The sequence below is a fragment of the Pseudomonas sp. QLc11A genome, from assembly GCF_052112305.1.
Lineage (GTDB): Bacteria > Pseudomonadota > Gammaproteobacteria > Pseudomonadales > Pseudomonadaceae > Aquipseudomonas > Aquipseudomonas laurylsulfatiphila.
On record NZ_JAVAJJ010000011.1, the window covers coordinates 86,057 to 102,746 of the forward strand.

The window sequence follows — 16,690 nt, forward strand, 5'->3', positions numbered from 1 at the left end:
GCAACACAAAAATTTTTCTGGAGTTAAGTTTCCATGGCCAAGATCGCCCCGCAATTGCCAATCGAAGTCGACAGCGAGACCGGTGTCTGGACGTCCGACGCCCTGCCGATGCTGTACGTGCCACGGCATTTCTTCGTCAATAATCACATGGGCATCGAGGAAGTGCTGGGCGCTGAAGCCTATGCCGAAATCCTCTACAAGGCCGGCTACAAGTCCGCCTGGCACTGGTGTGAAAAAGAAGCCGAATGCCATGGTCTGGAAGGTGTCGCGGTGTTCGAGCACTACATGAAGCGCCTGTCGCAGCGCGGCTGGGGCCTGTTCAAGATCCAGGACATCGACCTCGACAAAGGCACCGCCAGCGTCAAGCTCGAGCACTCGGCGTTCGTCTATGTGTACGGCAAGGTCGGGCGCAAGGTCGACTACATGTTCACTGGCTGGTTTGCCGGCGCGATGGACCAGATCCTCGCCGCTCGCGGCAGCAAGATCCGCACCGTGGCCGAGCAAGTCTACGGTGGCTCCGAAGAGGGCCACGAAGACGGCTTGTTCATCGTCAAGCCGTTGTAAGTCGAGGAACCCGCCATGGCTTTCGAAGCAATGTTCCAGCCGATCCAGATCGGCAAACTGACCATCCGTAACCGCGTGCTCAGCACCGCGCACGCCGAGGTTTATGCCACCGACGGCGGCATGACCACCGATCGGTACGTCAAGTACTACGAAGAGAAAGCCAAGGGCGGGATCGGCCTGGCGATTTGCGGCGGTTCGTCCGTGGTGGCCATCGACAGCCCGCAGGAGTGGTGGAGCTCGGTGAACCTGTCCACCGATCGCATCATTCCGCACTTCCAGAATCTGGCCGATGCCATGCATAAGCACGGCGCCAAGATCATGATCCAGATTACCCACATGGGCCGTCGCTCGCGTTGGGACGGCTTCAACTGGCCGACGCTGATGTCTCCGTCGGGTGTGCGCGAGCCGGTGCACCGTGCCACTTGCAAAACCATCGAGCCGGAAGAGATCTGGCGGGTGATCGGTAACTACGCTCAAGCGGCCCGCCGCGCCAAGGCCGGTGGTCTGGACGGTGTCGAACTGTCGGCGGTGCATCAGCACATGATCGACCAGTTCTGGAGCCCACGGGTCAACAAGCGCACCGACGAATGGGGCGGCACCTTCGAAGGCCGGATGAAGTTCGGTCTGGAAGTCTTGAAAGCCGTACGCGCCGAGGTCGGTGACGACTTCTGCGTGGGCATGCGCATCTGTGGTGACGAGTTCCACCCCGATGGCCTGTCCCACGAAGACATGAAGCAGATCGCCAAGTATTACGACGATACCGGCATGCTCGACTTCATCGGTGTCGTGGGTTCGGGTTGCGACACCCACAACACCCTGGCCAACGTGATTCCGAACATGAGTTATCCGCCGGAGCCGTTCCTGCATCTGGCTGCCGGCATCAAGGAAGTGGTCAAGGTCCCCGTGCTGCACGCGCAGAACATCAAGGACCCGAACCAGGCCACGCGTATCCTGGAAGGCGGTTACGTCGACATGGTCGGTATGACCCGCGCGCACATCGCCGACCCGCACCTGATCGCCAAGATCAAGATGGGCCAGATCGACCAGATCAAACAATGCGTCGGTGCCAACTACTGCATCGACCGTCAGTATCAGGGCCTGGATGTACTGTGCATTCAGAACGCTGCTACTTCTCGTGAATACATGGGCCTGCCGCACATCATCGAAAAAACCACTGGCGTGAAACGCAAGGTGGTGGTGGTCGGCGCCGGTCCTGCCGGGATGGAGGCCGCCCGAGTGGCCGCCGAGCGTGGCCACGACGTGACCCTGTTCGAGAAAAAGGAATTCATCGGCGGGCAGATCACCACCGCATCGAAAGCCCCGCAACGGGACCAGATCGCCGGTATCACCCGCTGGTATCAACTGGAACTGGCACGGTTGAAAGTCGACCTGCGCCTGGGTACCGCGGCTGACGCGCCAACCATCATGGACCTGCGTCCGGACGTGGTGGTGCTGGCCGTCGGCGGTCATCCGTTCATCGAGCAGAACGAACACTGGGGCGCGGCTGAAGGCCTGGTGGTCAGCAGCTGGGACATCCTCGACGGCAAGGTTGCACCGGGCAAGAACGTGCTGGTCTACGACACCATTTGCGAATTTACCGGCATGTCCACCGCTGACTTCATCGCCGACAAGGGCAGCCAGGTCGAGATCGTCACCGACGACATCAAGCCAGGCGTGGCCATCGGGGGTACATCGTTCCCGACTTACTACCGCAGCATGTACCCGAAAGAAGTGATCATGACCGGCGACATGATGCTGGAGAAGGTCTACCGCGAAGGCGACAAGCTGGTGGCGGTACTGGAAAACGAATACACCGGTGCCAAAGAGGAACGGGTGGTTGACCAGGTGGTCGTGGAAAACGGCGTGCGTCCGGACGAAGAAATCTACTACGCGCTGAAGGAAGGCTCGCGCAACAAAGGCCAGATCGACGTCGAAGCCTTGTTCGCGATCAAGCCGCAACCTTGCCTGGAACAGAGCGGCGACGGCTACCTGCTGTTCCGCATCGGCGACTGCGTGGCCCAGCGTAACGTGCACGCGGCGATCTATGACGCGCTGCGGTTGTGCAAGGATTTCTAAGAGCTTGTGAACAACCCCTGTAGGAGCGAGCTCGCTCGCGATGGATTTGAAGGCGCCGCGTTTCTCCAGACCGCACGCGTCATCGTTAACGCCCATCGCGAGCAAGCTCGCTCCTACAGAGGATCGAGCAAGGCATCCAGGTAGTTAAGCCCGAGGTCTTTGGGAGCTCCACCATGTTGAACACCCTTCTTCCAATCCTGTTGTTCGCAGCCCTGGGCCTTGGTGTCCTGGGCGCGTTGCGGCGGGTGGCCATGTGGCGCCGGGGCCGGGCTTCGAAAGTCGACCTGATCGGCGGCCTGTTCGCCATGCCCAAGCGCTACATGGTCGACTTGCACCATGTGGTGGCGCGGGACAAATACATTGCCAACACCCACGTCGCCACAGCCGGCGGTGCGGTGGCGTCCATCGTGCTGGCGATTCTGGTGCATGGTTTCGGCCTGCATAATCGCTTCCTCGGCTATGCGCTGCTGCTGATGTCGGCGGTGATGTTCGTTGGCGCGATCTTCGTTTACCTGCGTCGGCGCAACCCGCCGTCGCGTCTGTCGAAAGGCCCGTGGATGCGCCTGCCGAAAAGCCTGCTGGCATTCTCGGCCTCGTTCTTCCTGTTGACCCTGCCGGTGGCGGGCATCCTCCCGGAAAACTTCGGCGGCTGGCTGTTGGCAGCGATTCTCGGGGTTGGCGTGTTGTGGGGTGTGTCGGAGCTGTTCTTCGGCATGACCTGGGGCGGGCCGATGAAGCACGCCTTTGCCGGCGCCCTGCACCTGGCCTGGCACCGTCGCGCCGAACGTTTTGGCGGCGGCCGTTCCACCGGTTTGAAGCCGCTGGATCTTAGCGACCTGAGTGCGCCACTGGGCGTGGAAAAACCCAAGGATTTCACCTGGAACCAATTGCTCGGTTTCGACGCCTGCGTGCAGTGCGGTAAATGCGAAGCGGCGTGCCCGGCCTTCGCCGCTGGCCAGCCACTGAACCCGAAAAAACTGATTCAGGACATGGTCGTCGGCCTGGCCGGTGGCACCGATGCCAAATTCGCTGGCAGCCCATATCCCGGCAAAGCGGTTGGCGAGCACGCTGGCAATCCGCATCAACCGATCGTCAACGGTCTGGTGGACGCCGAGACCCTGTGGTCCTGCACCACCTGCCGCGCCTGCGTCGAAGAGTGCCCGATGATGATCGAGCACGTCGATGCCATCGTCGACATGCGCCGTCACCTGACCCTGGAAAAGGGCGCGACTCCGAACAAGGGCGCCGAAGTCCTGGAAAACCTGATCGCCACCGACAACCCGGGCGGCTTTGCGCCGGGCGGGCGGATGAACTGGGCGGCAGACTTGAACCTCAACCTGCTCAGCGAAAAGAAATCCACCGACGTGCTGTTCTGGGTTGGCGACGGCGCCTTCGACATGCGCAACCAGCGCACCCTGCGCGCCTTCGTCAAAGTGCTCAAGGCGGCGAAAATCGACTTCGCCGTGCTCGGCCTGGAAGAACGCGACAGCGGTGACGTGGCCCGGCGCCTGGGCGACGAAGCGACCTTCCAGCTGTTGGCCAAACGCAACATCCAGACCCTGGCCAAGTACAGCTTCAACCGCATCGTCACCTGCGATCCGCACAGTTTCCACGTGCTGAAAAACGAGTACGGCGCCTTCGATGGCAACTACCTGGTGCAGCACCACAGCACCTACATGGCGGAAATCATCCAGGCCGGCGCGCTGAACCTCGGTCAGCACAAAGGCGACAGCGTGACTTACCACGACCCGTGCTACCTCGGCCGCTACAACGGCGAATACGAGGCGCCGCGTGAGGTACTGCGCGCGCTCGGGATCGAAGTGAAAGAGATGCAACGTTCCGGTTTCCGCTCCCGCTGCTGCGGCGGTGGCGGCGGTGCGCCGATCACCGACATTCCGGGCAAGCAACGCATTCCTGACATGCGCATGGAAGACATCCGCGAAACCGGCGCCGAACTGGTGGCCGTGGGTTGTCCGCAGTGCACCGCGATGCTTGAAGGCGTGGTCGAACCCCGGCCGCTGATCAAGGACATCGCCGAACTGGTGGCCGATGCGTTGCTCGAAGACGCCGCGCCCGCCAAGACACCCGTCAAGCGTGAACCTGCGGAGGCCCACTGATGAGCGACATTATTCGCCGCGACCCTCGGGCCGAATGGATTGCCCGCAACCGTCTGCATCCACTGCACGCGGCCATGCAACCGGTGCAACACAGCTGGATGGGGCCTAACGGTGTCATCCGCAAGAATCCCCATGGCATTGGCTTTATCGGCCCCAACGGCATCAAGCGCATCGACCGCAGCGGCGCCCAGCAGGGCGGGACGAATAAACGTACAGCCGCTGTCGAAGTGCAATTGCCATTGCACCAGGTGGCCGCGCCGGCGTTTTACATCAGCGTGGTGCCGGATATGGTCGGTGGCCGCTTGAGCAGTCACGACCGCGACCTGCTGGGCCTGGCCCATCAACTGGCCGGCAAGGACGGCGCGGTGCTGGCCGTGGTGTTCGGCGAGCATAAGGAAAGCGCTTTTGCCACGGCGGGCGTCGATCGTCTGCTGGTGCTGGAAGGTGAAGAATTCAACGGTTATGCACCGGAACAACGGGTCCAGGGCCTGCGGGCTGTGGATAACCAGTTCAACCCACGTCACTGGTTGTTGCCGGACAGTCGCACCGGTGGAGGGGAACTGGGTCGGCGCTTTGCCGCCGCCCGGGGCGAACGCCCGGCGACGCGGGTCTGGCAGGTCAAGGATCAGGAGTGCATCGGCCGCGCCGGTGCCGGTCTGCAAGACCTTGCCCGTCCTTTGGCGCGCTTGATTCTGGCGGCTGCCGAGTGCGCCGAACCGGTCAGCGAAACCCGTCATGAAGCATTACCGGTGGAGTTATCCACAACCGTGGCGCGCAGCCTGTCGCGGATCGAAGATCTGGGCGCGGTGGCGGTGGATCCGGCGGCGATTCCGATGGCCGAGGCCGAGTTCATTTTCTCCGGCGGTAACGGGGTCAAGGACTGGGGACTTTTCCACAGGACCGCCGAAGCCCTCGGCGCGACCGAAGGCGCATCGCGGGTGGCGGTGGACGACGGCTTCATGGCCCGCGATCGTCAGGTCGGGGCATCCGGTACCTGGGTGACTGCACGGGTCTATGTGGCCGTGGGGATTTCCGGGGCGATCCAGCACCTGCAGGGCATCGGTGCCTGCGACAAGGTGGTGGCGATCAACCTCGACCCTGGCTGCGACATGATCAAGCGTGCCGACCTCTCGGTGATCGGCGAGAGTGCGGAGATTCTTCAAGCCTTGATCGAAGCGGTAGAGGCTTACCGCAACGACGCCAAGCGCGATGCGGCTTAAGGGAAGGAAAGGGTTATGAGCACGAAAATCATCAGCCTGGTGTCCATCGGCGCCCACCCGACGTCCGGTCGGCCGCGTCGCGCGGAACAGGATGCGCGGGCGGTGGAACTGGGCCTGCAACTGGCTGGGGATAACTTGCAGGTGCTGCATGCCGGCGACATCGCCGAGCCTGCGCTGCGCGCGTACCTGGGCATGGGCCTCGAACAGCTGCATGTGCTTGAGCAACCCGAGGGTGCCGATGCGCTGCCGGCACTGACCGAGTATCTGCGCGATGCCGGTGCTCAGGTGGTATTGACCGGCAGCCAGGCGGAAACCGGTGAAGGCTCGGGCATGTTGCCCTTCCTGCTGGCTGAAAGCCTGGGCTGGCCGCTGGTGGTGGGGCTGGCGCAGGTCGAGTCCATCGATGGCGGTTCGGCGCTGGTGCTGCAAGCCTTGCCGCGCGGTCAACGTCGTCGTCTGAAGGTGCGCCTGCCGTTTCTGGCAACGGTGGACAACGCCGCGCCCAAGCCTCGCCAGAGCGCGTATGGTCCGGCCCGGCGCGGCGTGCTGCAAGCGCAGGACGTTGAAGTCATCGATGATGAACTGCTCGCGGTCGCCAGTCTGCAACCGGCCAAGCCACGGCCCAAGCGGTTGAAAGTGATCAAGGCCAAGAGCGGCGCCGACCGCATGAAAGCCGCGACGGCCAAGGCCAGTGGTGGGGGCGGGCAGGTGCTCAAGGGCGTGACGGCACAAGCGGGGGCTGAAGCGATCCTCAAGTTGCTGATTGAAGAGGGTGTGGTCCGCTGACAAATAGTCACCCCGGATCAAATGTGGGAGCGGGCTTGCTCGCGAAGGGGGCGTGTCAGTCGACATGAATATCGCCTGGCCCGCCGCTTTCGCGAGCAAGCCCGCTCCCACAGAAAAGCTTCATCTCACCGACATTTATGGGGGAACAATGGCCGTTGAATTTCGTTCGGCAGTGCGCGCCGATGCGCGTGAGATTGCGCGGTTGTTCCAGATTTCGTCCGAGGGCGCTTCAGATTACATCTGGAGTCAGATCGCAGAGCCCGGTCAGGATCTGTTGGACGTCGGTGCCATTCGCTATGCCCGGGACGACGTCGATTTCTCCTACCAGAACTGCCTGATTGCCGAGGCCGATGGCCAGGTCATTGGCATGATGCACAGTTACGCGATGCGCCACGATCCACTGGCGGTGCCGACGACCGACCCGGTGCTGGCGCCTTATGCCGACATGGAAGTGTCCGATACCCTGTATATCTCCAGCCTGGCCCTGCATGAAGGCTGGCGTAACCGGGGGCTGGGCAAGCAGTTTCTTGCCCATGCCCAGGAACGTGCCGACCGGCTCGGGCTCAACGGCCTGAGCCTGATCGACTATGCCGCCAACACTGGCGCCTGGCGTTTTTACGAGCGACACGGCTTCGGGATCGTCAAGACCTGCCAGATCACCCCTCATCCCATGATCCGCGTCACAGGTGACGCCTATCTTATGCACAGACCCTGAGCCGGTTCCGGGGTTGTTCGAGTCGCGACAGTTATCCACAGCGCCACGCATCATTTATCTGGCTCCACGCTGACAAGGGCGGTGAGCTACAGTTTTCTATGCGCTGATCAAGGGTGCGGCACGCTTTCGGGAGTTTTCAGACATTCAGCGCTGACTCATAAAACCCGGTTTTATGACTGGCTTGAATATGAAGACTTTCGCTCTTTTGGCGCTCTTCGCTACGACCATGTGGGTATCCACAGGCTTGATGTCTGCCGTCCGGATAAAAGCCCCCGCGGCCGATCAGGACTTTTATCAGTGGGTCGAGACCGAGCAGGGGCGTAACGCGTCCCTGGCACAGTTGCGGCAGCAGTGCGACAAGGAGCTGGATGCCGATAAGCACCTCGACTGTTCGGTGTCGGTCCTGGCCAGAATGCTCGAAGCCAAGGTCGCCAACCAACTCCCCGAATACTATCTGGCGATCAAGGGCAGGCATGCCCGGGCGATAGAGGCGAGCGCTGAGCTGAAACCGCTGTTCTCCATGTTCGGCGACAAATCACTGGCTATCCTGGCGACGACTGGCAATTTCTCGGTCAGCGATTCGGTGCGGCATGAGGTGCTGCCGCTGCATCCGTATGCCAACGACTTTTACATCGCGCAAGAAGTGCTGCCATTTATCGATGTCGGCGCGGCCAACGGTGTCTCGGCGCGTTTTGTACTGGACACGGGGGCACCGCAAACCCGGGTCAACATCGACACTGCGAAACAGATGGGCATCAGGTTGTTACCCGATGCTCAGTATCGCTACAGCACGTTTTATGGCGAAAAAGACCTGGCTGCGAGGCTGGGCATTCTCAGGTCACTCAAAGTCGGCACCCGAGAGTTCAGGAATGTCCTGGTGTTTGTCAGCGACCGGGAGAATTTGCTGGGGCTGGACCTGATCAGCAAACTGGGGCGCTTGAAGATCACCAGAAACGCCCTGGAACTCAATCCTGCGCCTGCCAGGCGCTGTGATGCGTTCATTGCCTTTAACCGCGTGGATCTCAACCAGCGGCTGGTGGTTGCCGCTCAGCTGGATCGCCGCACAACGCTGGCCATCATCGATACGGGAAATGTCGACTACCTGACGGCCGCGTTACCTGGCAGACAGGCCAATGCCGTGCAGGCACTGACGCCAGGAAGCTCGAACGGTTACACCGGCGACAACAAGCACTTTCAGCGCTTTGACGGCATATTGGTCATGCAAGGCAACATCATGGCGGTCAGCTACAAATACTACCCGGGCTTCACCATCCCGCCGTCGCTGCTGGGCGGGCAATACGTGCCGTCGATATTGCTCGGTTGGCGTGCCTTCAAAGACTTTGAATTGAACCTGGACCTGGACTCAGGTCGCTCATGCTTCAATAAAGTCTGAACACGTTGGTGTTTACCCACAATCCCTGTTGGTGGTTCTGTGGATAACATGTTCGCCCCTCGCTACGGCCCATGTAAATCAAGCCCTGCAAGGCGTCGTTCAAAAAACAACCAGCCTCGCGTGTGTTTTTTCCAAGCTTTTTCAAGGGGATAAGTGCTGCTGTTAACGCAGACTTGCCCCCAATCTCTGTTGGCGCTTCTGTGGATAAGATGTTTGCTCTCGGCTGCAGGCCTTGTAAATAGAGGTGTGCAGGCATCTGATCATAAAATGATCAAAAGGCGGTTTTGCATTGTCGGCTTTCACGCAAACGCTGGATTTATCAAGGTTTCAGCGGTTTTCCACAGAGCCTTCCAAGTTAACCCCAAAGTCTGTTGGCGCTTCTGTGGATAAGGTGTTCGCCATCCTCTGAGAGCCATGCAGGGCGTGGCTTTCAGGCTTTAGATCAAAAAACGACCAGTTCACTCGTGGAAGCAGGCTTCTGGATAAGTCACGGTTTTTCTTTGGTTTTCGTGAAGAAAGTTTCCAGCATTTCCACAGTTGTCCCCAATAGCTGTGGGTGGAAATGTGGATAACTTGTTTGCGGAAGGCTGGGAGGTGCGGCGGGCATAGGTCTGAACGAGATAGGTCATATTTCGTACAGTTCTATGAATGGCGGGCAAGCCCCCTGTAGGAGCGAGCCTGCTCGCGATGGACGTCAACGATAACGTTGGCAACCTGACACCCGGCGGCGTTCTCAGGCTCATCGCGAGCAAGCTCGCTCCTACAGGGAGTGGATTCAGCCTTGGACCGGAACGCCCTTGAGGTACGGCGCAGGCTCGGCCCCCAAGTTGCTCAGCAGACGCTCGCTGTACCAGTCCACGAAGTTCACCACGCCGAACTCATAGGTCTTGGAGTACGGGCCAGGCTGGTATGCGGTGGAGTTGATGCCGCGCTGGTTCTCTTCGGCCAGGCGACGGTCCTGGTCGTTGGTGGCGTCCCAGACCTGGCGCATGCGCTCCACGTCGTAGTCCACGCCTTCGACGGCATCCTTGTGCACGATCCACTTGGTGGTGACCATGGTTTCCTGGGCGCTGATCGGCCACACGGTGAACACGATGATGTGGTCGCCCATGCAGTGGTTCCAGGAGTGCGGCAGGTGCAGGATGCGCATCGAGCCCAGGTCCGGGTTCTTGATGCGGCCCATCAGCTTGGCACAGCCCTGTTTGCCGTCCATGGTCATCGACACGGTGCCCTTGAGCAGCGGCATGCGCACGATGCGGTTACGCAGGCCGAAGCTGGCGTGGGCGTACGGGATCTTCTCGGCTTCCCAGGCGGCGGCGGAGGCAGCGACGTGGTCCTTGAACGCCTGGTCGGCGCGCGGGTCGGTGACGTCGTCCCATTCCAGCAGGGTTTTCAGCAGTTCCGGGTGCGATGCGTTGCAGTGGTAGCACTCGCGGTTGTTCTCTAGCACAAGCTTCCAGTTGGCCTTTTCCATCAAGGTGGTTTGCACCGCCACCTTGGTGTTTTCCATGTCGTACGGTTCCATGTAGTGGTTGAGCGTCGACAGGAAGTCATCGATGGCTGGCGGGTTCTCCGCCAGGCTGATGAAGATGTAGCCGCCAGCAGTCTTCACGTTCACCGGTTTGAGGCCGTACTGATTCATGTCGAAGTCGGCGCCCATCTCGGTGCCGGCGAACAGCAGGCGACCGTCGAGTTCGTAGGTCCACTGGTGGTAGTGGCAAACCAGCTTGGCGACCTTGCCCTTGTCGCTGGTGCACAGGCGCGAGCCACGGTGGCGGCAGACGTTGTGGAACGCGTGCACCACGCCTTCGGCGCCACGGATGACGATGATCGGGTTCTTGCCGACCTGCAGGGTCAGGTAGTTGCCCTTGGTAGGGATCTCGCAGGTCATGCCGGCGATCAGCCACTCTTTCTGAAAGATTTCCTGCATGTCGATATCAAACAGGCGCTCGTCGGAGTAAAACGGCTGCGGCAGCGAGAACGTGCGCTCGCGCTCCTGCAGCATTTGCGCGGTGGCCTTGCGTGCGGGTTCCAGCGGATCGCCCAGGCTCAGGGTAGTAGTGACGTCCATCGTTTAATCCTCAAGGCCATTCTGTGTGGCCGGCGAAAGTGGCTAATCAGGGTTGCTACGCAAGGTGTAATGGTTGTGTCTTGGTATGGGGCGAGTGTGGGGCCGGCGCTGGCCAGAACCTTATCCATGGGCGACATGGTGCAATCTGTTCCCGACGCGCAAGCCCCGGTCGTTGGGGGCTGGTCGCGATAAGCATGTCAATGTCGCAGATAGGTAAATGGGTGATCCGCGCTATACGCAGAATCGCCAACATGAAGGCCGACAGTCGGCCGTGGAGATCAGCATGTCCAACAGCTTCCTGAATCCGGTAACCACCCAGACCTGGGCCAATGGTCGACACATTGTCCGTTGCGTCAAAGTCATCCAGGAAACCTGGGATGTGCGCACCTTTTGCTTCATGGCCGACCAGCCGATCCTGTTCTTCTTCAAGCCGGGGCAATTCGTCACCCTGGAGCTGGAAATCGAAGGCCAGCCGATCATGCGTTCGTACACCATTTCCAGCTCTCCGTCGGTGCCGTACAGCTTTTCGGTGACCATCAAGCGTGTGCCGGGCGGCAAGGTCTCGAACTGGCTGCACGACACCCTGCACGAAGGCCAGGAGCTGGCGGTGCACGGCCCGGTCGGGCTGTTCAATGCCATGGACTTCACCGCGCCGAAGGTACTCTACCTCAGCGGCGGCGTTGGTATCACGCCGGTCATGTCCATGGCGCGCTGGTTCTACGACACCAACGGCAATGTCGACATGGTGTTTATCCACAGCGCCCGTTCGCCCAAAGACATCATTTACCACCGCGAGCTGGAGCACATGGCGTCGCGGATCGAAAACTTCAGCCTGCACCTGATCTGCGAGAAGCACGGCATGGGTGAGCCCTGGGCCGGTTATCGCGGATACCTGAACCACAGAATGCTTGAATTGATGGCGCCTGACTTCCTTGAACGCGAAGTATTCTGCTGCGGCCCGACACCCTATATGAATGCGGTCAAGCGCTTGCTCGAAGGCGCAGGTTTCGACATGTCGCGTTACCACGAAGAATCCTTCGGTGCGACTCCGCCAGAGGCGCGCGCCGATGCGGTAGAACATGCGGAACAAGCGGCCGAGGCACCGGAAGTCGACGCCGCGGACCTGCATCAAGTGGAGTTTACCGCCTCCGGCAAGAGCATCCGCGTGGCTCCGGGCGAGACCGTGCATGCGGCGGCGGCCAAGGTCGGCCTGATGATTCCGAAAGCGTGCGGCATGGGCATCTGCGGCACCTGCAAGGTGTTGAAGCTGGGTGGCGAAGTGGAGATGGAGCACAACGGCGGCATCACCGAGGAAGACGAAGCCGAAGGGTTCATCCTGTCGTGCTGCAGCGTGCCGAAGGGCGACGTGCGCATCGAATTCTAAGCGTTACGCAATACCCTTGTAGGAGCGAGCTTGCTCGCGATGGGCGTCAACGATGACGCTGGCAACCTGGCACCCCGCGGCGTTCTCAGGTTCATCGCGAGCAGGCTCGCTCCTACAGGGGAGGGTTTTAGTCAATAAACAGATCTGTCATCAGCTTTTCGGTGCTATCGGGCGCGAACCGATAGTGCTCGAACTCGGTCGCGCCGTTCTCCCGCAAGATTTCCTCATCGATCAACAACCGCCCGGTCAGGCTGCGGTTTGTGCAGCTCAAAATCACATGCGCCGCATCCGCCATGATCGCAGGCGTTCGCGCATGCTTGAATGATTCTTTCGACCCCAACTGAAACTCGATGGCCGCAGTGGCAATCATCGTCTGTGGCCACAGCGAGTTGACGCTGATGCCGTAATTCCTGAACTCCTCACTCATGCCCAGGGTCAGCATGCTCATGCCGTACTTGGTGACGGTGTACGGGCTGTACTGGGCGAACCATTTGGTGGCCAGGTTCAGCGGCGGAGACAGATTGAGGATGTGGCCACCGGACTTCTTCAGGTACGGCAACGCAGCCTGGCTGCACAGCAATACGGCACGGGTGTTGATCTGGTGCATCAGGTCAAAGCGCTTGAGTTCAATGTGCTGAACCCCGGTCAGCTTGATGGCCCCGGCGTTATTGATCAATGCGTCGATACCGCCGAAATGTTCGTTGGCCCGGGCCAGTGCCTCGCGTACAGCATCTTCTTCACGTACATCCACCTGCAAGGCCAGCGCCTTGCCGCCTGCGGCTTCCACTTCCCGGGCCACGCTGAAAATCGTGCCCGGCAGCTTGGGGTGGGGTTCGGCACTTTTGGCGGCAATCACAATGTTGGCCCCATCGCGTGCGGCCCGCAGCGCAATCTCACGGCCGATGCCGCGGCTGGCGCCGGTGATGAACAGGGTTTTGCCTTGCAATGACATGCTGACGCTCCTGATTATTGTTATGTGAGCGGATTGGCTCGACAGACAATGTAGACGAAGTCTTGCAGGCGTCGGTTTGAGGGAGGGTTTCTGGAGGTTTCAATCCACAGCGACTGTGGCAAGTGGAGGCCTTTGTGGCGAGGCGGCAAGCACCTCGCCACAATGGATAAGGTTGTGATTCAAACCGCCATCAATCGATGATGCGGGCTGTTGGAGTCATCAGTTAAGCGCGCATGAATTCCAGCTTTACTCTGCGCATGCTTTCCGCATTCTCCTCGTATTCCTTGTTTGTGATCTTGTAACGAATGCCTTGCATTTTAAAGGTGTTGCCGACATTCACACTTAGATAATACTCGTGCGGAGTGATATTAAAGTCGGATGTGATGGAGCCGTTTTCCAGCGGTTGGTCCAAGGTTTGATCGTTCATTTGGATTGCTCTCTTTTGGAACTCGGTTTTTCCGTCGTATCTTCGACAGGCCATGGTTCCCGAAAGACTGCGTAGATTCCTTTTCAAGTCGGCAAACCCTACGCCAGCGATATCCAGATCTGGAACTGTAAGAAATACCAGAGCCGATGAGCGGTGCGACGCAATCAGAATGTGCCTGCCGCTGCTGGTGCCGGATTCAGGCACTCATCACTTCATGAATGTCTTTCGCCAATTCACGTACGCGCTCATGCGTACGCTCCTGATTGTTGTTATGTGAGCGGACGAGTTCGACAGAGAATCTCGACGAAGCCTGATGGCGCGAGCGGACAAAGGTGACTTTCACCCTTTGGCAGGGGCCTTGTCGGGGCCTGCAGTGGGTAAGGTAAACGGCGGGGGTATGTCGGAAGACATCTGATGGGCTCCGCGTCTAGAGAATTTAGACGCGGAGCATTGGAGCAATAATTTACTTACGTTCTAAGACGACCCGAGCCTTGTAACCTAATACTGTTTCCTCGAAATCCTTTCTTTTAACAAAGTATTCTGAATTGTCGGAAAGTTTAACTGTGTCGCCGGTGTTCGCAGAAATTGCAAATTCACGCTTTTCAATTTCTGAGAAAATACTTCTCAGACGCTCATCTTGTGATAGATCGTTCATTTTGATCGCTCTCTACTGGAACAGCGTTTGCGCCGAATGTTCGACGGGCCTTGTTCCTGAAAGACTGCGTAACCTTTTCAGGTGTTCCGACGATACGCCAGCGTTGCAGAGCAGTTGAACTGTCAGAAATATCAGTTCTGATGAGCGGCACGACGCAATCCGGATGCGCCTGCCGCTGCTGGTGCCAGACTCAGGCGCTCATCACTTCACGAATGTCTTTTGCCAATTCACGTACGCGCTCTTCCTCGGTATCCCACGAGCACATGAAACGTGCGCCGCCGTTGCCAATGAAGGTGTAGAAGCGCCAGCCCCTGGCGGCCAAGGCGGCGATGGCCGGCTCCGATAGTTGCAGGAACACGCCGTTGGCCTGTACCGGGAACATCAGTTCCACGCCAGGAATGTCGCTGACCAGTTCGGCCAGCAGTTGTGCACAGTGATTGGCGTGGTTGGCGTATTTGAGCCAGGCGTCGTTTTCCAGGATGCCGACCCAGGGTGCCGACAGGAAGCGCATCTTTGAAGCAAGCTGCCCGGCCTGTTTGCAGCGGTAATCGAAGTCTTCGGCCAGTTTGTGGTTGAAGAACAGAATCGCTTCGCCCACTGCCATGCCGTTCTTGGTGCCGCCGAAGCACAGCACGTCGACGCCGGCCTTCCAGGTCAGATCGGCCGGGGAGCAGCCGAGGAATGCGCAAGCGTTGGAGAAGCGTGCGCCGTCCATGTGCAGGTTCAGGCCCAGTTCCTTGCAGGTGGCGCTGATGGCGCGGATTTCGTCCGGGGTGTAGACGCTGCCGACTTCGGTGGCCTGGGTCAGGGTCACCACGCGAGGTTTCGGGTAGTGGATATCCTGGCGCTTGAGCGCGACCTCGCGGATCGATTCCGGGGTCAGCTTGCCGTTTTCAGTGCGGGCGATCAGCAGTTTGGAGCCGTTGGAGAAAAACTCCGGGGCGCCGCATTCGTCGGTTTCGACGTGAGCGGTTTCCGAGCAGATCACGCTATGGTAACTCTGGCACAGCGAGGACAGCGCCAGCGAGTTGGCGGCGGTGCCGTTGAAGGCGAAAAACACTTCACAGTCGGTTTCAAACAGTTTGCGGAAATCGTCGGAGGCGCGGGCGGTCCATTCGTCGTCGCCGTAGGCGCGCTGGTGGCCGTGGTTGGCCTGTTCCATGGCCGCCCAGGCTTCAGGGCAGATACCGGAATAGTTGTCGCTGGCGAATTGTTGGCTCTTGTCGGTCATGGCCTGCTTCCGTGGTCGAGATGCCTATGGTGAAGCGTCCCGTGGTCAATGAGGGTGCGCACTGTACCCAAGATCGTCAGGTGCAGCGCACAGTATGTCGCTGTTTGGAACATACACAGTCGAAGGGCAATTATGCACATGACGATGCACAAGGCCATGCACTTAAAGCAGCGAGATGGGGCACTGGATCTGCTCAAGTGGCTGGCGCTTTTGAGCATGCTGCTCGATCACCTGAGATATGTCGGCTATTCCGCCGATTGGCTGTATGTGCCGGGGCGCCTGGCGTTTCCGTGGTTCTGCCTGGCGATGGCGGCCAATCTGGCGCGCGAGCGGACTACGACGACCGGTGGCCAGTGGCGCTATCTGGGTTGGTTGTTGCTGTTTAGCGCGGTGAGTGAAGTTCCCTACCGGATGTTCATTCCCCATCCCGACACCTTGAACGTGCTGCCCACCCTTGCCCTGGGCTTGCTGGTGGTTCGTGGCTGGCAGCAGCCGGTGCTTGCATCGCGACTGCTTGCAGTTGGCGCTGTCCTGCTGGCGGCGTTTTTCTCCCAGCGACTGATGTTCGGTTTTTTTGGCGTCCTGTTGCCGTTTGTCTTGCTGCTGGTACTGCGCCGACCCTGGTATTTCGGGTTGTTGGCGGGGCTGGCCTGTCTGGCGGCCAATCAATGGCAGGTGCTGTATCACGCCGCACGACTGGGCAACCACGCGGCCATTCCGGCAATCGCCGCTTGTCTGATTGCGCCATGGCTAGGGCTGTTCTTGTTGCGACATGCCAAGGGCGTAAATCCACCACCGATGCGTCGCTGGGCCTATGCGCTGTATCCCGTGCATTTCCTGTTGTTACTAGCCTTGCGCCAACTCATTGCCTGACTCTGCCTTTGTGGCGAGGGGGCTTGCCCCCGTTGGGCTGCGTAGCGGCCCCGAATGCTGAAACCGCGTTTTTTCAGATACATCACGCCTGCTGGATTTGCGACTGCTTCGCAGTCGAACGGGGGCAAGCCCCCTCGCCACACAGATATCCTCAGCCCAACCATTTCCCGCCATGTCGTAAACGCACCTTTGCGTGGCGCCCGTAGGCATTTGACGACTCCAAGCC

14 protein-coding genes are annotated in these 16,690 nt (G+C 59.8%); 9 read left to right on the forward strand and 5 right to left on the reverse strand.

The features are described 5' to 3' along the window. Positions 1-33 precede the first annotated feature (33 nt). The 7 genes from Q8X48_RS17120 to Q8X48_RS17150 all read left to right on the forward strand — a co-directional run bounded on the left by Q8X48_RS17120 (position 34) and on the right by Q8X48_RS17150 (position 8,871). A complete protein-coding gene (locus tag Q8X48_RS17120; protein ID WP_007975505.1) occupies positions 34-564 on the forward strand; it encodes a DUF5943 domain-containing protein in 531 nt (176 codons plus the stop codon). A gap of 15 nt (positions 565-579) precedes the next feature. Then, positions 580-2,640 carry a dimethylglycine demethylation protein DgcA gene (gene dgcA, locus Q8X48_RS17125; RefSeq protein WP_007975506.1) on the forward strand — a complete coding sequence of 687 codons (2,061 nt, stop codon included), beginning with the start codon at positions 580-582 and terminating at the stop codon, positions 2,638-2,640. Positions 2,641-2,813: 173 nt separating this feature from the next. Then, positions 2,814-4,757, forward strand: coding sequence for a dimethylglycine demethylation protein DgcB (gene dgcB, locus Q8X48_RS17130; protein ID WP_407799966.1), 1,944 nt, complete (start codon positions 2,814-2,816; stop codon positions 4,755-4,757). Next, positions 4,757-5,977, forward strand: coding sequence for an electron transfer flavoprotein subunit alpha (etfA, locus tag Q8X48_RS17135; RefSeq protein WP_407799965.1), 1,221 nt, complete (start codon positions 4,757-4,759; stop codon positions 5,975-5,977). The genes dgcB and etfA overlap by 1 nt, the downstream gene beginning before the upstream one ends. Positions 5,978-5,992: 15 nt before the next feature. Then, a complete protein-coding gene (gene etfB, locus Q8X48_RS17140; RefSeq protein WP_015097135.1) occupies positions 5,993-6,763 on the forward strand; it encodes an electron transfer flavoprotein subunit beta in 771 nt (256 codons plus the stop codon). 148 nt (positions 6,764-6,911) lie between these two features. Next, complete coding sequence (locus Q8X48_RS17145; RefSeq protein ID WP_407799964.1) at positions 6,912-7,478, forward strand: GNAT family N-acetyltransferase; 567 nt, start codon at positions 6,912-6,914, stop codon at positions 7,476-7,478. Positions 7,479-7,704: 226 nt separating this feature from the next. Further along, positions 7,705-8,871, forward strand: coding sequence for a retropepsin-like aspartic protease (locus Q8X48_RS17150; protein WP_407800090.1), 1,167 nt, complete (start codon positions 7,705-7,707; stop codon positions 8,869-8,871). A 775-nt stretch (positions 8,872-9,646) separates the two neighbouring features. On the opposite strand, the gene gbcA is transcribed toward Q8X48_RS17150, so the two are convergent. Then, positions 9,647-10,942 carry a glycine-betaine demethylase subunit GbcA gene (gene gbcA, locus Q8X48_RS17155; protein ID WP_007975514.1) on the reverse strand — a complete coding sequence of 432 codons (1,296 nt, stop codon included), beginning with the start codon at positions 10,940-10,942 and terminating at the stop codon, positions 9,647-9,649. Between the two features lie 283 nt (positions 10,943-11,225). Here gbcA and gbcB point away from each other — a divergent pair, with 283 nt between their 5' ends. After that, entirely contained in the window at positions 11,226-12,326 is a 1,101-nt protein-coding gene (gene gbcB, locus Q8X48_RS17160; protein ID WP_095964136.1) for a glycine-betaine demethylase subunit GbcB, read from the forward strand. Positions 12,327-12,453: 127 nt separating this feature from the next. On the opposite strand, the gene Q8X48_RS17165 is transcribed toward gbcB, so the two are convergent. The 4 genes from Q8X48_RS17165 to Q8X48_RS17180 all read right to left on the reverse strand — a co-directional run bounded on the left by Q8X48_RS17165 (position 12,454) and on the right by Q8X48_RS17180 (position 15,591). Next, entirely contained in the window at positions 12,454-13,278 is an 825-nt protein-coding gene (locus tag Q8X48_RS17165) for an SDR family oxidoreductase (RefSeq protein WP_126047966.1), read from the reverse strand. 223 nt (positions 13,279-13,501) lie between these two features. Next, entirely contained in the window at positions 13,502-13,909 is a 408-nt protein-coding gene (locus Q8X48_RS17170) for a hypothetical protein (RefSeq protein ID WP_407799963.1), read from the reverse strand. Positions 13,910-14,168: 259 nt separating this feature from the next. After that, positions 14,169-14,360: a hypothetical protein gene (locus Q8X48_RS17175; protein WP_407799962.1), complete on the reverse strand. Its 192-nt coding sequence runs from the start codon at positions 14,358-14,360 to the stop codon at positions 14,169-14,171. A 190-nt stretch (positions 14,361-14,550) separates the two neighbouring features. After that, positions 14,551-15,591 carry a threonine aldolase family protein gene (locus Q8X48_RS17180; RefSeq protein WP_407799961.1) on the reverse strand — a complete coding sequence of 347 codons (1,041 nt, stop codon included), beginning with the start codon at positions 15,589-15,591 and terminating at the stop codon, positions 14,551-14,553. Between the two features lie 144 nt (positions 15,592-15,735). Here Q8X48_RS17180 and Q8X48_RS17185 point away from each other — a divergent pair, with 144 nt between their 5' ends. After that, positions 15,736-16,464, forward strand: coding sequence for a TraX family protein (locus Q8X48_RS17185; protein WP_407800089.1), 729 nt, complete (start codon positions 15,736-15,738; stop codon positions 16,462-16,464). Positions 16,465-16,690: the final 226 nt, after the last annotated feature.

What these genes read in the sequence shown, in the direction of transcription:
- Q8X48_RS17120 (WP_007975505.1), top strand. Translation starts at nt 34, where the DNA reads ATGGCCAAGATCGCCCCGCAATTGCCAATCGAAGTCGACAGCGAGACC.
- dgcA (WP_007975506.1), top strand. Translation starts at nt 580, where the DNA reads ATGGCTTTCGAAGCAATGTTCCAGCCGATCCAGATCGGCAAACTGACC.
- dgcB (WP_407799966.1), top strand. Translation starts at nt 2,814, where the DNA reads ATGTTGAACACCCTTCTTCCAATCCTGTTGTTCGCAGCCCTGGGCCTT.
- etfA (WP_407799965.1), top strand. Translation starts at nt 4,757, where the DNA reads ATGAGCGACATTATTCGCCGCGACCCTCGGGCCGAATGGATTGCCCGC.
- etfB (WP_015097135.1), top strand. Translation starts at nt 5,993, where the DNA reads ATGAGCACGAAAATCATCAGCCTGGTGTCCATCGGCGCCCACCCGACG.
- Q8X48_RS17145 (WP_407799964.1), top strand. Translation starts at nt 6,912, where the DNA reads ATGGCCGTTGAATTTCGTTCGGCAGTGCGCGCCGATGCGCGTGAGATT.
- Q8X48_RS17150 (WP_407800090.1), top strand. Translation starts at nt 7,705, where the DNA reads ATGTGGGTATCCACAGGCTTGATGTCTGCCGTCCGGATAAAAGCCCCC.
- gbcA (WP_007975514.1), bottom strand. Translation starts at nt 10,942, where the DNA reads ATGGACGTCACTACTACCCTGAGCCTGGGCGATCCGCTGGAACCCGCA.
- gbcB (WP_095964136.1), top strand. Translation starts at nt 11,226, where the DNA reads ATGTCCAACAGCTTCCTGAATCCGGTAACCACCCAGACCTGGGCCAAT.
- Q8X48_RS17165 (WP_126047966.1), bottom strand. Translation starts at nt 13,278, where the DNA reads ATGTCATTGCAAGGCAAAACCCTGTTCATCACCGGCGCCAGCCGCGGC.
- Q8X48_RS17175 (WP_407799962.1), bottom strand. Translation starts at nt 14,360, where the DNA reads ATGAACGATCTATCACAAGATGAGCGTCTGAGAAGTATTTTCTCAGAA.
- Q8X48_RS17180 (WP_407799961.1), bottom strand. Translation starts at nt 15,591, where the DNA reads ATGACCGACAAGAGCCAACAATTCGCCAGCGACAACTATTCCGGTATC.
- Q8X48_RS17185 (WP_407800089.1), top strand. Translation starts at nt 15,736, where the DNA reads ATGCACAAGGCCATGCACTTAAAGCAGCGAGATGGGGCACTGGATCTG.